Raw genomic sequence first — 18,212 nt, forward strand, 5'->3', positions numbered from 1 at the left:
AAATTCCCGATATGAACGATTTACTCTCTTTTACGATCGAAGCCCACGGAGGCCTCGAGAACTGGAACAGGTTCAACAAAATTTCGACCCGGATATATGCCGGCGGCGCGACCTGGGAACGCAAACAGCAGGTCGGTTTGATGCGTGATGTCGAAGTTACCGTCGATACCCGCATGCAGGACACACTTTTCCGACCCAATTACGACCAAGACATACAATTCCGTTTCGATCCGCAACGCGTAACTATTGAAGACGGCAACGGACAAGTCATGGAAGAACTGTTGCAGCCGCGCCTTTCGTTCGACGGGCAGGACCGCACCTCTCCATGGTCGCGACCGCAGGCCGTATATTTTTCAGGTTATGCCATGTGGACGTATCTCAACGCGCCCTTTAATTTTGCCGGTCCGGGCTATGAGGCTTCCGAGATCGAACCATGGCAGGAAAAAGGGGAAACCTGGCGACGCCTCAAGGTGGTATTCCCGGAGCATATCGCCACCCACAACCGCGAGCAGGTCTTTTATATCGACAAGAACGGCCTCATCCGCAGGCACGACTACAACGTGGAAATCTCAGGCAATGCTGGAGGTGCCCATTACCTGTACGACCACCGCGATTTCCAAGGCGTCAAGGTCCCGACCCGCAGAAGCGTGTTCATCAGGAATGCCGATAATACGTCGATGCAGCCGGAACCGGTGTTGATCGATATTCGGTTGGAGGAGGTGAGGTTGTTTTGAGAGTCGCCTTGAAATATGATGATGTCCGTAATCAAGATATGTTAAACCCTTCCGTTTTGGAGGGGTTTTGTTTTGATGTTCATTTGAGGAGCAAGATTTCCGTTTTGGTAGAAAAAGAGTTTTTTGCGGATTCTTCAAAGTGCTTTAGCTATGGCAAAGCGTGGTCAAAGCGTAGTCAAAGGGTAGGATAAAGGCAGTCAAGTGTACAAAAGGGAGGATTAACGAAAAGCGCACTTTTCTGAGAATCTTTCAAAATGAAGGTTTGATGGATAATAAGCAAGGGATTACCTGCGATGATCCCAAAAGGGGAGTCTGTCATTCAAAATGCGCCGCTTTGCAAGCGGCTTCCATTTTTTGTCGCCCTAGTCTTAGGAAAGGATTACCTTCGGTGATCCCGGCGGGGGCGAACTGCCAAACATCATGCGCCGCCTGAAAAAGGCGGCTTCCATTTTTTATTTCCGCCAGCTTACAAAAGGCTGAAAGGCCTTTTGACGCGGTCAGAAACAAAAAATGCGCTCCCGAAAGGGGAGCGCATGATGTTTGCAGAGAGGAAGGGATTCGAACCCTCGATGCAGTTACCCACATACAAACTTTCCAGGCTTGCTCCTTCAACCACTCGGACACCTCTCTAAATTTGCGGTTGCAAAGAAAGCAAAAAAATCCGTTTGGGTAAAATTTAAAATCGGTTTTAAGATTTCAGGGCTTGGATCAGTTCCTGCATCAAATCGGCTGCTTTGTGATGACGCAACGCGACTGTGTTCTGACCCGACCAGAAACTCACCATGTCTTCGCGTCCTTGGGCCAAAGCGGCTACTTTCAATGGAGCGATCAGTTTGGTCTGTAACGGGAAAGGCAGTACTTCGGTCTCGAATTTGATATCGTCCGAAATACGGTTCGAAATCATGCGGCCCATGCGTCCCGTAAGCGATTTGGTGACCGTAGTCGAATTGTGTTGCTGCGAAAACAACATTTTGCGGTGCAAAGGCGTCGCTCCCGATTCTTCGGTGGCCAGCAAAGCCGTTCCCAATTGTACGGCGTCGGCACCGAGTGCGAATGCGGCTTTCATGCCGGTCGCGTCGGTAATTCCGCCAGCCGCGATGATGGGCGTGCTGGTTTTGGCTTTGAGCTGTTGGATCAACGTGAACAATCCGGTAAACGAATCCTGCGCGGGTTTCAGGAACGACGGTCGGTGTCCGCCCGCTTCGAAACCAGCGGCGACGATCGCGTCCACTTTGGCTTCCTCGAGTGCGAGCGCTTCGTCCAATGTCGTGGCCGCGCCGATTGTTTTTATGCCCAAACGTCTGGCTTCGTCTAGGATTTCTTTTGACGGGATTCCGAAAACAAAACTGAACGCAGCGGGTTTTATCCGGAACAAAACCTCGACCTGATCCTCGAATTTAGACGGGATGTTAGCCGATAATTCCGGCAATTCGATCCCAAGCTCATCGAAATACGGTTTGAAAAGCTGCTTGATCTTTTCGATTTTTTGCTGTGGAAAATCTTTGAGCGAATCATCGACATCCTTGACCCAAAGGTTGATGTTGTACGGTTTCGAAGTCACCGATTTTATCTCTTCGGCCGCAGCCAAAATTTCATTCGGTGTAATCGTATAGGCGCCGTAGCTTCCCAGACCGCCTGCATTGCTAACGGCGGCCAGCAAGGCGGCGGTAGAGAAACCGCCACCCATAGGACCTTGCAGTATCGGGTATTCGATGCCCAAAAGCTGCGTTATTTTATTGGAATCCATATCAATCGTTTACGTGAGTCAGTAGTTTATTGACGATAATCCATTTGCCGTCGACCATGGCCAGACTAAGCAGGTCGTAATAGTTATACCCAAAGATAGGCACACGCGCTTTGACAGTTGCGGTTTGGTTGATGATTTCGATCGAAACGATCTCCATCTTGAACGTTTCACCCAGCTCTTTCGGGCTTTTGCGCGATTTCACGCCTTCTATGTATTGCCCGACGGTCTTGAAATATTCGACCCCTTTCACATCTCCGACGACAAGCGCCTGCGGATGGAAAACCCCTTCGAGCTTCTCGATATCCCCGTTGTGGATGCCTTCAAAATATTGCATCACCAAATCGGAAACCGACCCTACGTTTTTATTGAAATGGTCCATGGTTATTAATTAATTGAAACGGTGGCCGGCGACGTGCCCGCCATCGATGTTGATGATTTCTCCCGTAAGGAAGTTACTTTCTGCAAGATAATACGCGAGCTGCGCGACGTCTTCGGTTTCCCCGACGCGGTTCAGCAGGTGCAATCCGGCCAGTACGTCGGCGTTGTCTACACCCGTTTTGGCCTGTAACGGCGTACGGATGATGCCCGGAGCGATCGCATTCACACGAATGTTGTCGCGCCCGAATTCAGCCGCGAGCTGTTTCGTCAAAGCGTGGATGCCGCCTTTGCTCGAGATAGGAGCGGTGGCCGGAAATCCGTCGATGGCGTGGTCTACGAGTACGGTTCCTATGTTGATGATCGAACCGCCATCTTGTTCAAGCATTTGCCTGATCGCGGTCTGGCTTGTGAAGAACGTCCCTTTCAAATTGATGTTGAGGAACTTGTCCAAATCTTTTTCCTCGACCGAAAGAAACGGTTTCGGTTCGAAAACACCGGCGTTGTTCACCAATACGTCTACACTTCCGAAGCGTTGCATCGCACGTTCCACAAGCTTTTTGCCCGTATACGGATTGCCGATGTCGCCGGGCACCATTTCCAGACGGTCGTGATGTCCGAGTTCGTAATACGTCACCTCGAGATTGCCGAGGCTCGCCGAATTGATGACGACGTTGTACCCTTTGTCCAAAAACAATTGGGCGATCGATTTTCCTATTCCGGTAGAAGCACCGGTTACTATGGCTGTCTTTCTCATGATTTCTTGTCGGCGGTTATGCCTTGTTCACGTAAAACCGAAACCTGTTCGCCGCCCACGCCCCAATTGTCGAGTTCGACTTCGTTGATCATGACGTGAGTCAGTTGAGGATCTTTGTTCAAAACGTCGGTGATGAGTTGTGTCACGCCGGCGATAAGCTGCTGCTTTTGTGCTCTTGTAACGCCTTCACGGGTTACATCTATAGTTACGAATGGCATGGCTTCTCGATTAAGAAAGGTTCGCGATTACGTTAACGTCAAGGTCGAATTCGTTGTAAATCAACGTGTCGCCAAGATTGGTGAAGAAATTTCCGGAGCGGAATTTCATGTTGTACTTCGTGCGGTCCACGACGATTTTTCCGGTTGCGGAAAGCGTGTCCCCGTTTACGTCTACGGTCAGTTTGAATTGGATCGGATGCGTGATGTCTTTGATCGTAAGATTGCCGGTCACCACGTAGTCGTCTTCTGTCGCAACGGCCGAAGTGATCTTAAGCGTCGCGGTCTTGAACTTGTCCAAAGAGAAAAAATCATCCGAAGCCAAATGCCCTGCGAATTGAGCATTGGTTGCAGGATCTTTCACGTCGAGGATCACGATCGAAGTCGTATCGATCACGACGTTTCCGCCCGATAGTTTTCCATCGGTAAAAATGAATTCACCGTCTTTGATAGCGATAGTGCCGTCGTGCGCTCCGGTTACTTTTCTACCGATCCAGTTCACGTTGCTTTTAGCGTTTTCGATTTTAAAAATTTTAGTTTCCATGATATTGTACATTAAATCGTTAATAATTACAGTACAAAGGAAAGCAGATATGAAAACGCGGTTACGTGACCTACATCACATTCGGAATTTGCGTTATTTATGTGAAGTGTAAAGCCGACTCAACGTTTCGCGCGAAACGCCAAGATAGGCTGCGATCAAGTGTTTCGGGACCAGATTGTAAAGTTCCGGATATTGCGCAAGCAGTTGTTCGTAACGCACGCGCACGTTGTTGTTCATAAAAGACAACAGCCGTTTTTGGGCTGCGACATAACCTTTATTGGTGCGCCAGCGGAAGAAGTGTTCGGCGGCATGCGATTCTGAACACAGTTTTTCGCGATCGGCATTCGACAGTGAAAGCAGTTCGACATCCGAAATGCAATCGATGCTGATCAACGCTTTGGTATGGTTGTACAATGCGCCGTAATCGGACGTCCACCACGTAGGCATCGCGAATTGCAGGATGTACATCTTGATCTCGTCGTTCACGAAAAACGCTTTGAGACAACCCGAGAGCACGAAGTATTCCTTGTCTACATCATCGCCTTCGCCGATTACGACCTGGCCTTTCTTGAAAGATTCGCGTTTGAAATGCGAAAAGAAATGGTCGGATTCATCGTCGGTAAGCGAGATGGTTTTCGAGATGTGCTGCTTGAGGATTTCTTTCGCGTCCATGGTATAAAGATAGGGAAAAGGTGGTTCCGAGCGCAGTCGAGGAACCGTTCCTCGACTGCGCTCGGAACCAAAAAAAAACACCCGCCAAAGCGAGTGCCAAAATGAAAATAACAATCAAAGCGTCGGCGCGGCCGGAAAATCAACCGGGATTTTCGTTGTCGCGAACACATAATTCGTAAACGTACGTACCGAAACGATACCGATAAGGTCGATCAACGCCTTTTCGTCATAACCGGCTTCGAAGAATTTGTCTTTCGCATCATCCGAAGCGTTTCCTTTGTTTTCGGCAATCGAAATCGCCAATTGCAAAGCGGTTTCGAGTTTTTTGTCGTCGGCGATACCTTTTCGGAAACCGATGATCTGGCTGTCGTCGAAACCTTTCATTTTAGCGAGCATCGTATGGGCAGCCAAACAATAATCACAACTGTTCACTTGCGAAACCACAAGGTTGATCGCTTCTCGTTCTTTAGCATTGAAGCCCGAATGGTTGAAACTTGCCTCGAAATCGAGGAAGCCTTTTAGCGCGTCCGAAGAATATCCGATGGTTGCGAACAGGTTCGGCACTTTTCCGAGTTTTTTAGAAATCGCGTCGAAAATTTCGCCCGACGCCTCGCTCACTTGTTCTCTTGAAGGTACATGAATTGTTTTCATACTATTATTATTGATTATTTTTAATGGAGTTTGTTTTTAAGTAAAGTTTTGCGGAATCGCTCATCAAAAGCAACGACGCCGCAAGCATCACCACGTCTTTGATTACGAGTCGGCCTCTTGCCGAAAGGAACGGGAATCCGAAGTTTTCGCCACCGAGCGACGGCACCCAATTTTCGGGAGTCGTGAGCAGGAAAGACAGCGTCCCCAAGGTCATGACAAAAAGGAGAACGCTGCCTGCCAAGCTCCATAATGGTGCGATTTTGTACAGCAGCATCAGGATTCCGATCGTGATCAGGAAAATCCCGAGTCCGTCAGAAAAGGCATAGGTGTTGTTGGTTTCGTGCCACGCATGATTTTCGGCAACATAAGCACCTTCGGGATTTACGTGTTGTTTGTATTCCGACGGATGCGCATAGAAGAACGACATGAACGGGCTGTTGGCCACGAAAGGCACGATACCTTCGGCTTCATAGTCGAAAAATTTGAGGCTGCCGATCCAAATGAATACGATGGCGATGCTGATCCTGATGGCCGGAATTGAAATCCGGTCGATGTTTGCGATGTGTTGTAAAAGACCTTTCATGACAATAACTTGATTTTGATGATACAAAGTTATCGTGCCCGTCAAGGCCGAAACATGGACAAAAAAAGCTACTTCATGTACAAATCTGCCACAATGGAAATCCCCGTCTTGTCGCGGAAGCTCTGAGGCGATTCGTGCGTGAATTTCTTGAACACGCGGCTAAAGTAGAATTCGTCCTCGAAATGCAGCGCATAGGCGATTTCCTTGATGCTTTTGCGCGTGAGGTGCAATTGCTTCTTGGCTTCGAGCACCAATCGTTCGGTGATAAGCTGCGAAGGCGTTTTCCCGAAATAACGGCGGCATCGCTTAGAAAGATTATTCGGTGTCAGGAACAGCAAGTCAGCATATTCGTTCGGCTTGCGCAAATCAAGGAAGTGGGTTTCGAGAAGCGCCTTGAATTTTTCCATCGTCTCGTCTTTTGGTTTTATCCGTTCTTCGCGAGCCATACTACGGTTCTTGACTTGGCTCGATTTGGCCAGTATCAGTTGCAGGTACGATTGTAGGATGAGGTCCGATGGCGACGGCTTTTCCAATTCCTGTGCGATTTGCGAGAACAATCCCGAAAATTCCGAATGTTCATCAGGCGTGAGCACAATCGCCGGTTCAAGGTAAATGTTGTTGAAAAGCAAACCGTTGCAAGCAATCTCGTGATGATGGTACTCGATGCAGTAAAAATCGCTGTGGAAGCGCAGCATCTCGAAATCGACGTTCTCTTCGCGCTTCAGGTAAACCATTTGTGTGGGCGTCGCGAAAAGCACCGTCGGCCCCGAAAATCCGAAAGTCCCGAAATCCGCATGGAAATTCCCTTGTCCCGAATGTATGAGGATCACGCAATATCCGTCGAATTGCTCGGGCGTTTCCAAGGTTTGTGCGTCCGATTTGCAAAGTCCGAAAAGTGTCGTGCCGTTTTCCGAGGAACGTGTTTTCATAAGTGCCGCATATACGCCAAAAGTAAGAAGGTTTTTTCCGATTGTACGATTCGAAATGCGCTTAGTTGCCGCAATGTCTATTTCGTCCGTGAGTTTGTCCACTTCGGTATCCGCAGCCTTTTCGCAGCCTTGTTGTCGGGATAATTTTGGTCAACAATTTAAACGAATACCAATGAAATCACTTAAAAAACTCAGTCTTTCGCTTTTCGGGACACTCGTCTTGGGAGCGTTCTCTTTATGGTCGAATGCCGTTTCCGCACAAAAACCGGAGGCAAAAACAACCGAAGCCATCCGTCCGTTCCGAGCCGAAATCCCGCAAGCGGCCGTAACAGACCTCAAACAGCGCATCGCCGCGACACGTTGGCCCGCCAAAGAAACCGTAAGCGACCAATCGCAAGGCGTCAAACTCGCGCAATTGCAAAACCTCGTCGAGTATTGGAACACCGATTACGACTGGCGCAAAGCCGAAGCCAAGCTCAACGCATATCCGCAATTTGTGACGAATATCGACGGGCTCGACATCCACTTCATCCACGTAAAATCGAAACATAAAAACGCGCTGCCGATCGTAATTACACACGGATGGCCGGGTTCTGTTTTCGAAATCCTCAAAACCATCGATCCGCTTACGAACCCGACGGCTTACGGTGGCAAAGCCGAAGACGCGTTCGACGTCGTCATACCGTCGATGCCGGGTTACGGATTTTCAGGCCGTCCGACACAAACCGGTTGGGACGCCGATCATATCGCCAAAGCCTGGGATGTTTTGATGAAACGCCTCGGATACAAGAATTATGTTTCGCAAGGAGGCGATTGGGGTTCGGTCGTAGCCGATAAGATGGCGGCCCAGAAACCGCAGGGCTTGCTAGCGATCCACGTGAACATGCCGGCTACCGTTCCTGCCGATGTGGCCAAAGCGTTGCAAAACGGAGAACCTGCGCCTGCAAATCTTACGGCAAAAGAAAAAGCGGCTTACAACTCGTTGAATCACTTGTATACCAAAGGCGGCGGTTATGCGGCCATGATGGTGACGCGTCCGCAGACGTTGGGTTACGGATTGAGCGATTCTCCTGTCGGATTGGCGGCTTTCTTCCTCGATAAATTCAACGAATGGACGTACAGCGGCGGAAATGCCGAGAAGTCGCTTACGAAAGAAGAAATGCTCGACGATATTTCGCTGTACTGGCTCACGAATACCGCGGTTTCATCGGCTCAATTGTATTGGGAAAACAACGCGAACAACTTCAACGCGGTCGATATTTCGATTCCTGCGGCGATTACCGTTTTCCCGGGAGAAATTTACCAAGCGCCTAAAAGTTGGGCCGAGAAAAGCTACCACAACCTGATCTACTTCAACGAAGTCGACAAAGGCGGACATTTCGCCTCATGGGAAGAACCGCAACTTTTCGCGAAAGAATTGCGTGCGGCTTTCAAATCGGTGCGAAAATAAAAGGTCCGTATTTAAAACGCATAAAAAACCCGTTGTCTTTTGGGCAACGGGTTTTCTTGTTTTTACTTGGGTTATTCGGCGTCGCGCAAAGCCTTGACCGCATCGTGATCCGCACGCAGTCGCGCTTTTTGGTCGCGAACCATTTCGAGTTGTTCGAAAGACAGGTCCGAACCGAAATTCTCGATCACGGTCGAATAGGTTTCCTGAGCCTTGTCTTCCCCGAACTCGCACGAACTCAAGATCGCGTGCGTGTCGTTTCCGGTAAGCGCGGCTTTCATGTCCATCCACGCGCGGAAGAATTTTCCGGTGACGCGTGTGCCTTCTTCGGGTTCGCCTCCCAAATTCCTGACTTCGGCACGCAGTTCGTTGAGAATGCTTTGGCTTGTGTTTTTCCAACTCGAGAAATGACCCTTGAGCTCGGTAGAATCGGTTTCCTTGGATGCGGTTTCATAACCTTCTACACGGTCGTTGTTGATTTCGATGAGGTCGTTGAGCGCCTTGAGTGCTTTTTCCGTATCGATTGTTGCTCGTTCCATAATAGTTGAATTTAGTTGTGTTTTACAAAGTTCGGTCAACTGATAAGGAATATCTTACGGAATTAGAATCGGCTGTTGTACAGTTGTGCGTGAAAGGAATGTTTAAGGATTGCTAAATATCAATAGAAAGTAATGAAACAGGCGCGCCATTTATTGTATTCTACCGTGTTGAACATAATCTTGGCGTTGGCGTTGGGCACTTCTATTTCGTAAGTATCGTATCCTTTGTCTTTTATGTACTTCGCATCGACATTCGCTTTGAAGTCGGCGATGAACGCTTGGATTTGTTGCGGTACTTGCTCTTCTTTTCCCGAAAACGGAATAACGCCGTATACGGTAATTTCACCGCTTGACTGGTTTATCGTGACCGCATTCGGACCCAAAGGATAAGGGTTTCCGAAAGTTTTTGTATTCGCATACGTGATGTTGCCGTTGCGGTCGTATTCTTTTTTGTGCCAGAGAAAGGCTGATTCCGGATTATAAGTGCGAAAGCCATCTTCGCTCAAACCTCTTTTGAAGCGGTATTTATCTGCCAACGCATTTACATAATCGATGTTTTTTTGTAAAGCCGTTGCATCCTTATTTTTGCGCTCCATGTTAGTTTGCGCTTGCAAGGCCAAAACCGAGCCAGGGAAATTAAGCCGGAACGCCCGATCGTCGCCTTTTGAAAAAGCGGTGTATTGCTCGCGGGCTTGGGCTTCGGTTATATAGCCCTTATCGATTTTTTTGTTCGCGATAAGTATCCAAACCCGTTCGAACATCTTGTCGAAATAGAACTTCTTGTTTTCGTCGACCTTTCCGTAAAGGCAATAAAATTCAAGATAATCGGGAGATTTTGTAGCGGTTTGCACACCATCGGTAACTACGACGGTTTTGAGATAGCCCGCCGGGAAATACACGCGCACACCTACGACATCCTTGAATTCGTCTCCGACCATCAAACCGACCGCTTTAGAAAAATCGATGCCTTCGTTTATTTCAATCACGTCTTTCGCGGCACTTTTGATCGTCGCTTTGTCGCACAGGCTGTCGTGCGTAAAAATCTGGAAATCGGTTTCGGGGAAAGCGAGGTTGAACATTTTGCCGTCGGCGTCCTTGTAGGTTTTGCCTTCGGTCATTTTTTGAAGCGAGGAAATCGTGGCGGTGAGCTCGTCGTAGAAAATGAAATTTTCGGTTTCGTCTTCTGAATCCTGTGCAAATGCGCCTATATGGACGCAAAATAAGGCAAGGGTAAGTTTGGTAAGAAATTGTCTCATTATTCTGCAGGTTTGTCAAAGTAAGGGTCATACTGAGCGGAGGTGACCGTGTAAGTCTTGATGCTGTTGTCTTTGGCAATCATGACAATGAACAGGTAGGTGTCATTCTTATCAGAAGAGCGATGTATGCGCACGGGCGTAGCGGCTTTCCATCCATCTGTACCTCCGGAGAGTTCATCGAAAAGGAGTTCGAAGCTGCCGTGTTTTCCTTCGGGCTTGAATTCGTTAAACATGTAATATGTATTATAACCCTTGAATTTGTGGTGAAGTCCGTCGTAATCCATGGTATTCAAACTCATGTTTACGCTTCCCTCTATTTTCGGATCCCAGAATTTGCCAGTTGCCCTATTGTAGATCTTGAAAGTCGTGAAATCGGTGCGGAATGACAACGGCCTTTCATAATCCTCGCACTTTTTATAGGTTATGAAGAAGTAATCGCCATAAAGATGGAAAATAGTGTAAACATCCGGATCGTTCAAAAGGGTATTGTACCGATAATCGACGAGGTCAGCGTTAACGTAATTGTAGCCGTTGCAATAGCGCACGGGATTGTTGGCATAGCTTATAATTCCGGTATTCTTAGGGAAGGCGTAACGCGCCGTTTTATCTTCCGTAAATTTTAATGCGCCTCCCGTGGATGCAATCAGGCGATTGTTGCCGTTTTCTGGCCTAGGGATAGGTTTACGGGTATCGGAATCGTAAAATTCGGCGTAATTCCCGCTCATGTATCCCTGACTCTCTGCTGTATTCTGGGTCGGGGCTGCTGCGGTTGGAGTCGAGGGCTGGGCGTTGATCACGACTTCGGTCGAAGTCTGGTTGGCTCGGATGCGGGCCAATTCCTCGCTTGCAGCTTTGTCGCGAGCGGCAGCCTCGGCCTTTCTTCTGGCCAGATTCACATCGCTGACTCTTTTGCGTTCTGCTTGGCGCGCTTTTTCCTCTTTCTGCATTTTTTTAGAGCAAGCAGGACAGATATTGACTTCGGAAATCAAGATTTTGCGCGCCAGTTTACAATTCTTGTAATTGTGCGACTGTGCCTGCAGGCAAAGCGAAACCAATAGCACGAGTAGGGTCAGGGCTTTTTTCATAAGGTTAAGTTTGTGCGAATATACGCATTCGATCCGATTGCAAAATGAGGATTCTTGTGCACGATTACATTGAAAATCGCCAACTTACAGCATCATTAGGGCGGAGTTCTTAAAATTCTTAAAAAATCAACTATAAAAATAGTTTGTAAACTAAATTTTTAGTTATATTTGTTTCAATCATCAACCGAAGCGTTCGAAACGCAGCGGAAATCGTCAATCATCGATCATCAATCAAGAAACGTTCATTATGAAAAGACTGTTGTTATTTATTATGTTGGCCGAAACCTTGCTTTCGTTCACACAGGACAACCTGCCCAAACTGCTCGACCGCTACATGCAGGCGCAGGCCACGCAAAACGATTTTTGCGGAACGGTGCTCGTTGCCAAAAAGGGAAAGGTCATTTACGAGAAATCGTTCGGATTGGCCAACCGTGAGTGGAACATTCCGAACACTTCCGAATCGCGCTATTGGACCTGTTCGCTGACCAAACAATTTACGGCCGCCGCGATTTTGCAGCTCGAAGAACAGGGCAAACTGAGCACGTCCGACAAACTCAGTAAGTACTTCCCCGATTATCCGAAAGGCGACCAGGTGACGCTTCACATGCTGCTCAACCACACTTCGGGAATCCAGGACGTGAGCAACAATCCGAAATGGTTTAACATCAATCACAATCTTCCCGTCGATAAAATGAAGGACACGCTGATCGCGACGTTCAAAAACAAGCCGTACGATTTCGAGCCCGGTACGGGTTGGCGTTATTCCAATTCCGCTTACATCTTGCTTGGTTATATCATCGAAAAGGCATCGGGTCAAACCTATTACGACTACATGCAGAAAAATGTGTTGGCCAAAGCCGATATGGCCAACAGCGGATTTTTGCAGCACGACCGCATCGTCCCCAAACTCGTCAACGGATATTCGCTGTTGCCCGAAGGTTGGAAGCGAGCCGATTCGTTTCCGCTCAACATCGGTTTTAGTGCGGGCAACATTTATGCGACGGCCGAAGATTTGCTCAAATGGCGATTGGCGTTGGCTTCGGGGAAAATCATCGGCCCGCAAGCGCTAAAGAAAATGAACACGCCCAACCAACCTGACCGTGGCGCGGGTTACGGGATTTTCGTCGAGAATTTCCTCGGCCAAAAAGTGCTCGAACACCAAGGCGCACTTTTCGGATTCAATACGTATATGGGCGAATATCCCGAAGCTGACGTGCATATCATCGTACTCACGAACCGTGACACCAATCTCGATTTCGTGCCTAAAGGCCTTGCCGGGATCATGTTCGGGAAAGACGTAACACCGTATTACAAAAAGAAACCGTTCCAGTTTTCGGGCAACGTGAATCGTTTTGCGGGTAATTTCCGCAGCGATGAACTGCCGTTTCCGGTGAACGTCGTCGAGAAAAACAACAAATTGTATTTGCAGCTCGGACGCGAAATCGAGCTCGTTCCCGAATCCCAGACCAAATTCTACATAGACGAGCAAGATGTCGACATCCGCCTCGAATATGTGACCGATGCTTCGGGTCAGGTTTCTCGCGTATATTTCATAGGTTCGGGTATCAAAAACGAACTCAAGAAAGCATAAGTGTTGTCGTAAGCAGGTTTTTGCTAACTTGTTTACATGCAAACTACGAGCGATTTTTTCTATTCAGGACTGACTGCGCACAAGATTCCTTTGCCCGAATTGTTAGGTGACGATAGGCTTTTTTCCGATGTGCCGGCCGATTGGACGGTCATCATCACAGACATCCGGAATTCTACCGAAGCCGTTTTCGGCGGACGCCACCAAACCGTGAACCTACTCGCTACGGGAAGCATCGTCACCGTGCTCAACATCGCGTTCAAACTTAAGCTGTCGGTGCCTTTTTTCTTTGGTGGCGACGGCGCGACGTTTATCGTGCCACCGGCGTTGTGCGAACAGGCTTTGGGCGCGTTGCAGTTGTTCAAACAGAATACGATGGAGAATTTCGGGCTCGACATTCGGGTAGGCAAGGTGGCCGTGGCCGATATTTTCGCAAGCGGACACAAGCTGCGTATATCGAAATACTACAATTCTTCCATTTTCTCGATTCCGATCGTTTTGGGCGACGGATTGATCCATGCCGAAAAAATCATAAAAGGCAACGATTTTCCGATCGAGGATTTTTCGCCTTCAGAACATGCACTCGACCTTAGCGGGATGCAATGTCGTTGGGATCGCATCGCGCCTCCGAAAGACAAGGAGGAAATCGTGACTTTATTGGTTATGGTGACCGAAAACGGCGACCAATCCCAAGTCTTTAAAAGCATACTTTCCAAGATCGACGAACTCTACGGCGCGCCACGCAAACGCCAACCGATATCGGTGGGCAAACTGCGCCAGAAAACCACTTTCGGACGCCTCGGCACCGAAATGCGCGCCCGCATCGGCAAGATAAAAGTGATCGAATTGCTGCGCGAAAAATTGATTTCGCTGTATGCGTACATTTATCTGAGAACGGTAAAAGGCAGGCGCTACCTTGAAAAACTCGTCGACATGTCCGATACGTTGGTGCTCGACGGCAAAATCAACACCGTCATATCGGGCAACCGCAATCAGCGTGAGGCTTTGCAATCGTTTCTCGACGTATTGGAAATCGATTCGCAGATCGTTTACGGCATCCACATCAGCACGGCTTCGATCATGTCGTGTTATGTGCGCGATTTCGAGGATGGCCACATCCATTTCGTAGACGGTTCCGATGGCGGATACACGCAGGCCGCGCGCATGCTCAAGGCGAAATTGGCCAAGTGATCTCTTATTCGAAGAAGTACCGTAAAACCATATCGGCATTTACGTTTTGACCCCGGATTTTGCCGGGTGTCCAACCCTGTTTTTCGATTAAACTGTCCAATTGTCCGATAAAGAATTCTCTAAACCTATCGTTGGATTTTACATCGAACAAGAAATAGTAATGGGAGATTGAGGCGTTTCCTTTCTTGTCGACGTAAAACGTAAATTCGACAAATCCGGTTTCGTCGGGGTTGGATCGCTTTACGTAACCTTTCGGATATCGTATTTTTTGATCGATACGCTTTTGTAAGACCTCGCTGAAATCGTCTTCGGAATTGTCTTTGTCGCGGGGATAGTTCGGCCTCGAATCGCAGTCTGTGTAACGGATCGTGTCGTTTATATGATTTTTAAGATAACGAGCATCGGCTTCTTCGAGCCACGATTCTAAACGTTTTGCACCGAATTTGTCTTCGATCTTTTCCTGCATGAAATCGCAATAACAATGTTCGGTTTGACCTTCGTACACAATGCAGGACGAATGCTCGTTCCTGAAATCGATGCCTTCGGATTGGAGCAGTTCGCGTAACTCTTTTTCAGATCGTAGACGATGCATAATAAGGTTTCCCGTGTAATGGCAATAGGTCAGCTTTCCGTCGTCGAAATCCTTTTCTGCCTCGGCAACGTCTTTTAGGCAAGTAGTGTCTTTTTCGTTTACGGTCTCGAGAAATTTTCCATTGGGCTTTCGGTGGCCGCATGAAAGCAAGAGCATAGGAATGGCCAGCAAAAGCATGTTTTTCATATCCTTCGACTATTGATTAAAGCTTAAACGCGAAACCTTCCTTGACCTTCTTATTGTATTTCACCTCGTCGAACATATAAAGGAACGAACCTTTGCGCGACGATTTCATGTCTTTTTCCTCGGTCTTGAGCAAAATGTCGAGCGCGTTGATCTTGTTGATGAAATTGCGCTTGTCGAGCTTTTCGTCGAGAATCGCTTCGTACAACGTCTGCAATTGTTTCATCGTGAACTTTTTCGGAAGCAATTCGAACCCAATCGGTTTGGTAAGCGCGCGCCTGCGAAGTCTTGCCATCGCATTGTTGACCATCGTGTTGTGGTCGAAAATCAAATTGGGCGCCTCGTGTATGTTGAACCATTTTGCCGAAAAATCTTCGTTGAGTTCGGCCTCGGCTTCATTGGCGTTGATCAGCGCGTAATAGGCGACCGAAATCGTACGCTCCATGGGATCGCGATCTACGGCGCTGTACGAACGCAATTGCTCCATATAGACGTCGTGAAGCCCGGTGAGATGGTTAAGCACGCGATCTGCTGCCTCGTCGAGGTTTTCGTCCTTTTTGAGGAATCCGCCCATAAGCGACCATCGGCCACGTTCGGGCTCAAAATCCCTTTTGATGAGAAGAATTTTAAGGTTTTTCTTATCGAATCCGAAAATGATACAATCTACGGCGAGTAAGATCTTGTCTTGGTCCTGATAATTTTCCATTGTTTTTTTCGTCTGGAATCTGCGGCAAGATAGAGACAATGGCCGAATAAAACAAGGTTTCACACTTATTATTCCCACTGCGGATTTCACAACGGGAAACGATGTAGTATTGACGGGTTCACAATTTATTAGTGTTAAAATTTCACTTCTAAAAAAAATTTTCTTGTTTTTCTTAAAACTTTAACTAAATTTGGAAGTGTAAAAAACACATTTATTTAATCAAACAAATCCTAACTAATTATGATGACATTAACCAGATTGCGGCCCGAAGGTTTTTGCGGGTGAATATGCGGCCCAATCCAAAGCCATCGCGTCTCCCGACAACAAGAACAACTGGGATTGCGCATTGGCCGAAGCCGCGTTCATGACGGGTTTGGAACGAAATGCAGACGTGGTCAACATGACCTCTTACGCTCCGCTTTTCGCCCATGCCGAAGGTTGGCAGTGGACGCCCGATTTGATTTGGTTCAACAATCTCGAATCGTATGCGACGCCGAATTATTACGTGCAGCAATTGTACGGACAAAACCCGGGCACGGTTTTGGTCAAAATTACCGATAACGGCCAGCCCGTCACCGGGAAAAATAATATGTACGCGACTGCGGTTATCGACAGTAATACGAAGGAAGTCATCATAAAAATCGTCAATACGGGCGATAAAGCGCAAAAAACCGACATTACACTGAAAGGTAAAAAAGTAGCTTCTCAAGGAACGATGACGACTTTGGGGAATGAGAACCTGACGTCCGAAAACAACTTCGGCAAAGAAGCGATAACGCCAAAAACCGGCAAATTCGCCACCAAAGGGAGTTCGATAAGCGCAGAAATTCCCGCTTATTCGTTCGTTGTACTAAAAGTGAAATTGCAATAACCAACCAGATATGAAAAATTTGAAGAAAACCGCTTTGTTTCTGATGTTGACTGCTAGCCTCATCGGATGCAAGAAAGAAGAAAAGACAGAGGCCATGCCAGAAACTACCGACGACAAGAAGAGTTCCATCGTAAAATCGGATTACGCGACGATGGCCGACGGCACCAAAATCGATCAATACAAACTGACCAACGCCAACGGAATGGAGATGGACGTAATCACGTATGGCGGCATCATCACCAAACTGACCGCTCCCGACAAAAACGGCAAATTCGAGGATATCGTTTTGAGTTACACGACGCCCGAGGAATATTTCAACGGCAACCCGTATTTCTTCGGCGGCATCATCGGACGTTACGGAAACCGCATCGCCAAAGGGAAATTCACGCTTGACGGAAAAGCATATCAATTAACGGTAAACGACGGCCCGAACTCGCTTCACGGTGGAAAAGGCTTCGACAAACGCGTCTGGACAGCCGAACCGGTCGAAGGCGAATATCCGTCAATAAAGTTCACGTATACAGCCAGGGACGGAGAGGAAGGTTATCCCGGAAATCTCAAAGTTTCGGTGACGTATAAGCTTACGAACGAGAACGCGCTGGAAATCGATTACGAAGCCGAATCGGACAAAAAAACCATCGTCAACCTCACGCAGCATTCCTATTTCAACCTATCCGGAAACGGCAAGACGATTTTGGATCACGATCTGGCTTTGGCCGCCGACAAATTCCTTCCGGTCGACGCGACGTTGATTCCGACAGGCGAACTCAAAGCGGTAAAAGGAACGCCTTTCGACTTCACATCGGCAAAAGCGATCGGAAAAGACATAGAAGTGGCCGACGATCAACTCAAGAAAGGCCAAGGCTACGACCATTGCTGGGTTTTCACCGACGCGGGCAATTCATTGAAAGAGGTCGGAAGTTTGTACCACGCGGCTTCGGGTCGTTTGATGACGATTTCGACAACGGAGCCTGCGATCCAGTTCTACAGCGGAAATTTCCTCGATGGGACGCATGCAGCCAAAACCGGCGGCAAATACGAAAAGCGTTCGGGACTTTGTTTGGAGACGCAGCATTATCCGGATGCACCGAACCAAAGTAAGTTTCCTTCGACGGTGTTGGAACCGGGTAAAAAATATGTGTCGAAAACCGTGTATAGGTTTTCGGTTAAATGATTGTTTTGAGTTAGTTAATGGAAAGCCGGTTCTGGAATAGAACCGGCTTTTGTTTTATGAAAATCTTCGCTTTTGGTATTCCTTGTTTTGTGTCGCCTGCCGGCAGGGCCTTCTTTTGCCTCGCAGCAAAAGAAGCAAAAATGCGGGAGCGCCAAATCGCTCGGCGACCTGACAGCCGCCAGATTCGGAAATGAGATAAACTCGCTGCGCTCAGACAGTATCTCATTTCTTCGAATCGTCGCGGCGTCAGGTGCCCGCCTGTGCGATTAACGGCGCAGGAAAGCGGAAGAGTTTTTTATTTTTAGCTACGCTGAATCTTCGGGCCCGGAAGGTTTCGTAAATATTCGAGCATAGGCTTGGGCCTCGATTTCCG

General features: G+C 48.0%; 20 protein-coding genes and 1 tRNA gene. 6 read left to right on the plus strand and 15 right to left on the minus strand.

Annotated features, from left to right (window positions below):
- Nucleotides 1–11: 11 nt before the first annotated feature.
- Nucleotides 12–734, plus strand: coding sequence for a hypothetical protein (locus HZF10_RS06310; RefSeq protein ID WP_176005336.1), 723 nt, complete (start codon nt 12–14; stop codon nt 732–734).
- A gap of 543 nt (nt 735–1,277) precedes the next feature.
- Here HZF10_RS06310 and HZF10_RS06315 read toward each other — a convergent pair.
- The 10 genes from HZF10_RS06315 to HZF10_RS06360 all read right to left on the minus strand — a co-directional run bounded on the left by HZF10_RS06315 (nt 1,278) and on the right by HZF10_RS06360 (nt 7,207).
- A tRNA-Ser gene (locus tag HZF10_RS06315) sits at nt 1,278–1,364 on the minus strand.
- Nucleotides 1,365–1,422: 58 nt separating this feature from the next.
- Nucleotides 1,423–2,481 (minus strand): NAD(P)H-dependent flavin oxidoreductase, encoded by a 1,059-nt coding sequence (locus HZF10_RS06320; protein ID WP_176005337.1) that lies wholly within the window; start codon nt 2,479–2,481, stop codon nt 1,423–1,425.
- Nucleotide 2,482: 1 nt separating this feature from the next.
- Entirely contained in the window at nt 2,483–2,860 is a 378-nt protein-coding gene (locus tag HZF10_RS06325) for a nuclear transport factor 2 family protein (protein ID WP_176005338.1), read from the minus strand.
- A gap of 9 nt (nt 2,861–2,869) precedes the next feature.
- Nucleotides 2,870–3,613 (minus strand): SDR family NAD(P)-dependent oxidoreductase, encoded by a 744-nt coding sequence (locus HZF10_RS06330; protein WP_217703351.1) that lies wholly within the window; start codon nt 3,611–3,613, stop codon nt 2,870–2,872.
- The gene (locus HZF10_RS06335; protein WP_176005339.1) at nt 3,610–3,831 is read right to left on the minus strand and encodes a tautomerase family protein; all 222 of its coding nucleotides are present in this window, start codon (nt 3,829–3,831) and stop codon (nt 3,610–3,612) included. Before HZF10_RS06335 ends, HZF10_RS06330 begins: the two co-directional genes overlap by 4 nt.
- Before the next feature lie 10 nt (nt 3,832–3,841).
- On the minus strand, nt 3,842–4,372 hold the full coding sequence (locus HZF10_RS06340) for a YceI family protein (protein ID WP_176005340.1): 531 nt from the start codon (nt 4,370–4,372) through the stop codon (nt 3,842–3,844).
- Between the two features lie 93 nt (nt 4,373–4,465).
- Nucleotides 4,466–5,044: a Crp/Fnr family transcriptional regulator gene (locus HZF10_RS06345; RefSeq protein WP_176005341.1), complete on the minus strand. Its 579-nt coding sequence runs from the start codon at nt 5,042–5,044 to the stop codon at nt 4,466–4,468.
- A gap of 114 nt (nt 5,045–5,158) precedes the next feature.
- On the minus strand, nt 5,159–5,695 hold the full coding sequence (locus HZF10_RS06350; protein WP_176005342.1) for a carboxymuconolactone decarboxylase family protein: 537 nt from the start codon (nt 5,693–5,695) through the stop codon (nt 5,159–5,161).
- A gap of 7 nt (nt 5,696–5,702) precedes the next feature.
- Nucleotides 5,703–6,278: a DUF417 family protein gene (locus HZF10_RS06355; RefSeq protein WP_176005343.1), complete on the minus strand. Its 576-nt coding sequence runs from the start codon at nt 6,276–6,278 to the stop codon at nt 5,703–5,705.
- A gap of 68 nt (nt 6,279–6,346) precedes the next feature.
- Complete coding sequence (locus HZF10_RS06360; RefSeq protein ID WP_176005344.1) at nt 6,347–7,207, minus strand: helix-turn-helix domain-containing protein; 861 nt, start codon at nt 7,205–7,207, stop codon at nt 6,347–6,349.
- A 172-nt stretch (nt 7,208–7,379) separates the two neighbouring features.
- Between HZF10_RS06360 and HZF10_RS06365 the strand changes: the two genes are divergently transcribed.
- A complete protein-coding gene (locus HZF10_RS06365) occupies nt 7,380–8,657 on the plus strand; it encodes an epoxide hydrolase family protein (RefSeq protein WP_176005345.1) in 1,278 nt (425 codons plus the stop codon).
- A 71-nt stretch (nt 8,658–8,728) separates the two neighbouring features.
- Here HZF10_RS06365 and HZF10_RS06370 read toward each other — a convergent pair whose 3' ends face one another.
- From HZF10_RS06370 to HZF10_RS06380, 3 genes are all read right to left on the minus strand, one after another.
- Nucleotides 8,729–9,193, minus strand: coding sequence for a ferritin-like domain-containing protein (locus tag HZF10_RS06370; protein WP_176005346.1), 465 nt, complete (start codon nt 9,191–9,193; stop codon nt 8,729–8,731).
- A 119-nt stretch (nt 9,194–9,312) separates the two neighbouring features.
- Nucleotides 9,313–10,449, minus strand: coding sequence for a hypothetical protein (locus HZF10_RS06375; protein WP_176005347.1), 1,137 nt, complete (start codon nt 10,447–10,449; stop codon nt 9,313–9,315).
- Complete coding sequence (locus tag HZF10_RS06380) at nt 10,449–11,534, minus strand: hypothetical protein (protein ID WP_176005348.1); 1,086 nt, start codon at nt 11,532–11,534, stop codon at nt 10,449–10,451. The genes HZF10_RS06375 and HZF10_RS06380 overlap by 1 nt, the downstream gene beginning before the upstream one ends.
- 247 nt (nt 11,535–11,781) lie before the next feature.
- Here HZF10_RS06380 and HZF10_RS06385 point away from each other — a divergent pair, with 247 nt between their 5' ends.
- Nucleotides 11,782–13,125, plus strand: a complete 1,344-nt coding sequence (locus HZF10_RS06385) for a serine hydrolase domain-containing protein (protein ID WP_176005349.1) — start codon at nt 11,782–11,784, stop codon at nt 13,123–13,125.
- Between the two features lie 36 nt (nt 13,126–13,161).
- Complete coding sequence (locus tag HZF10_RS06390; protein ID WP_176005350.1) at nt 13,162–14,313, plus strand: DUF3095 family protein; 1,152 nt, start codon at nt 13,162–13,164, stop codon at nt 14,311–14,313.
- Between the two features lie 4 nt (nt 14,314–14,317).
- On the opposite strand, the gene HZF10_RS06395 is transcribed toward HZF10_RS06390, so the two are convergent.
- Complete coding sequence (locus HZF10_RS06395; RefSeq protein WP_176005351.1) at nt 14,318–15,091, minus strand: hypothetical protein; 774 nt, start codon at nt 15,089–15,091, stop codon at nt 14,318–14,320.
- 16 nt (nt 15,092–15,107) lie between these two features.
- On the minus strand, nt 15,108–15,794 hold the full coding sequence (locus tag HZF10_RS06400; RefSeq protein WP_176005352.1) for an NUDIX hydrolase: 687 nt from the start codon (nt 15,792–15,794) through the stop codon (nt 15,108–15,110).
- A gap of 307 nt (nt 15,795–16,101) precedes the next feature.
- Here HZF10_RS06400 and HZF10_RS06405 point away from each other — a divergent pair, with 307 nt between their 5' ends.
- Nucleotides 16,102–16,665 (plus strand): alpha-L-arabinofuranosidase C-terminal domain-containing protein, encoded by a 564-nt coding sequence (locus HZF10_RS06405; protein WP_176005371.1) that lies wholly within the window; start codon nt 16,102–16,104, stop codon nt 16,663–16,665.
- Between the two features lie 10 nt (nt 16,666–16,675).
- Entirely contained in the window at nt 16,676–17,839 is a 1,164-nt protein-coding gene (locus tag HZF10_RS06410) for an aldose epimerase family protein (protein WP_176005353.1), read from the plus strand.
- The last annotated feature ends 373 nt before the right edge of the window (nt 17,840–18,212 follow it).

The sequence above is a fragment of the Flavobacterium agri genome, from assembly GCF_013401995.1.
Taxonomy (GTDB): Bacteria; Bacteroidota; Bacteroidia; order Flavobacteriales; family Flavobacteriaceae; genus Flavobacterium; species Flavobacterium agri.

What these genes read in the sequence shown, in the direction of transcription:
- HZF10_RS06385 (WP_176005349.1), top strand. Translation starts at nt 11,782, where the DNA reads ATGAAAAGACTGTTGTTATTTATTATGTTGGCCGAAACCTTGCTTTCG.
- HZF10_RS06310 (WP_176005336.1), top strand. Translation starts at nt 12, where the DNA reads ATGAACGATTTACTCTCTTTTACGATCGAAGCCCACGGAGGCCTCGAG.
- HZF10_RS06380 (WP_176005348.1), bottom strand. Translation starts at nt 11,534, where the DNA reads ATGAAAAAAGCCCTGACCCTACTCGTGCTATTGGTTTCGCTTTGCCTG.
- HZF10_RS06370 (WP_176005346.1), bottom strand. Translation starts at nt 9,193, where the DNA reads ATGGAACGAGCAACAATCGATACGGAAAAAGCACTCAAGGCGCTCAAC.
- HZF10_RS06335 (WP_176005339.1), bottom strand. Translation starts at nt 3,831, where the DNA reads ATGCCATTCGTAACTATAGATGTAACCCGTGAAGGCGTTACAAGAGCA.
- HZF10_RS06365 (WP_176005345.1), top strand. Translation starts at nt 7,380, where the DNA reads ATGAAATCACTTAAAAAACTCAGTCTTTCGCTTTTCGGGACACTCGTC.
- HZF10_RS06360 (WP_176005344.1), bottom strand. Translation starts at nt 7,207, where the DNA reads ATGAAAACACGTTCCTCGGAAAACGGCACGACACTTTTCGGACTTTGC.
- HZF10_RS06400 (WP_176005352.1), bottom strand. Translation starts at nt 15,794, where the DNA reads ATGGAAAATTATCAGGACCAAGACAAGATCTTACTCGCCGTAGATTGT.
- HZF10_RS06320 (WP_176005337.1), bottom strand. Translation starts at nt 2,481, where the DNA reads ATGGATTCCAATAAAATAACGCAGCTTTTGGGCATCGAATACCCGATA.
- HZF10_RS06330 (WP_217703351.1), bottom strand. Translation starts at nt 3,613, where the DNA reads ATGAGAAAGACAGCCATAGTAACCGGTGCTTCTACCGGAATAGGAAAA.
- HZF10_RS06395 (WP_176005351.1), bottom strand. Translation starts at nt 15,091, where the DNA reads ATGAAAAACATGCTTTTGCTGGCCATTCCTATGCTCTTGCTTTCATGC.
- HZF10_RS06410 (WP_176005353.1), top strand. Translation starts at nt 16,676, where the DNA reads ATGAAAAATTTGAAGAAAACCGCTTTGTTTCTGATGTTGACTGCTAGC.
- HZF10_RS06350 (WP_176005342.1), bottom strand. Translation starts at nt 5,695, where the DNA reads ATGAAAACAATTCATGTACCTTCAAGAGAACAAGTGAGCGAGGCGTCG.
- HZF10_RS06390 (WP_176005350.1), top strand. Translation starts at nt 13,162, where the DNA reads ATGCAAACTACGAGCGATTTTTTCTATTCAGGACTGACTGCGCACAAG.
- HZF10_RS06345 (WP_176005341.1), bottom strand. Translation starts at nt 5,044, where the DNA reads ATGGACGCGAAAGAAATCCTCAAGCAGCACATCTCGAAAACCATCTCG.
- HZF10_RS06355 (WP_176005343.1), bottom strand. Translation starts at nt 6,278, where the DNA reads ATGAAAGGTCTTTTACAACACATCGCAAACATCGACCGGATTTCAATT.
- HZF10_RS06325 (WP_176005338.1), bottom strand. Translation starts at nt 2,860, where the DNA reads ATGGACCATTTCAATAAAAACGTAGGGTCGGTTTCCGATTTGGTGATG.
- HZF10_RS06340 (WP_176005340.1), bottom strand. Translation starts at nt 4,372, where the DNA reads ATGGAAACTAAAATTTTTAAAATCGAAAACGCTAAAAGCAACGTGAAC.
- HZF10_RS06375 (WP_176005347.1), bottom strand. Translation starts at nt 10,449, where the DNA reads ATGAGACAATTTCTTACCAAACTTACCCTTGCCTTATTTTGCGTCCAT.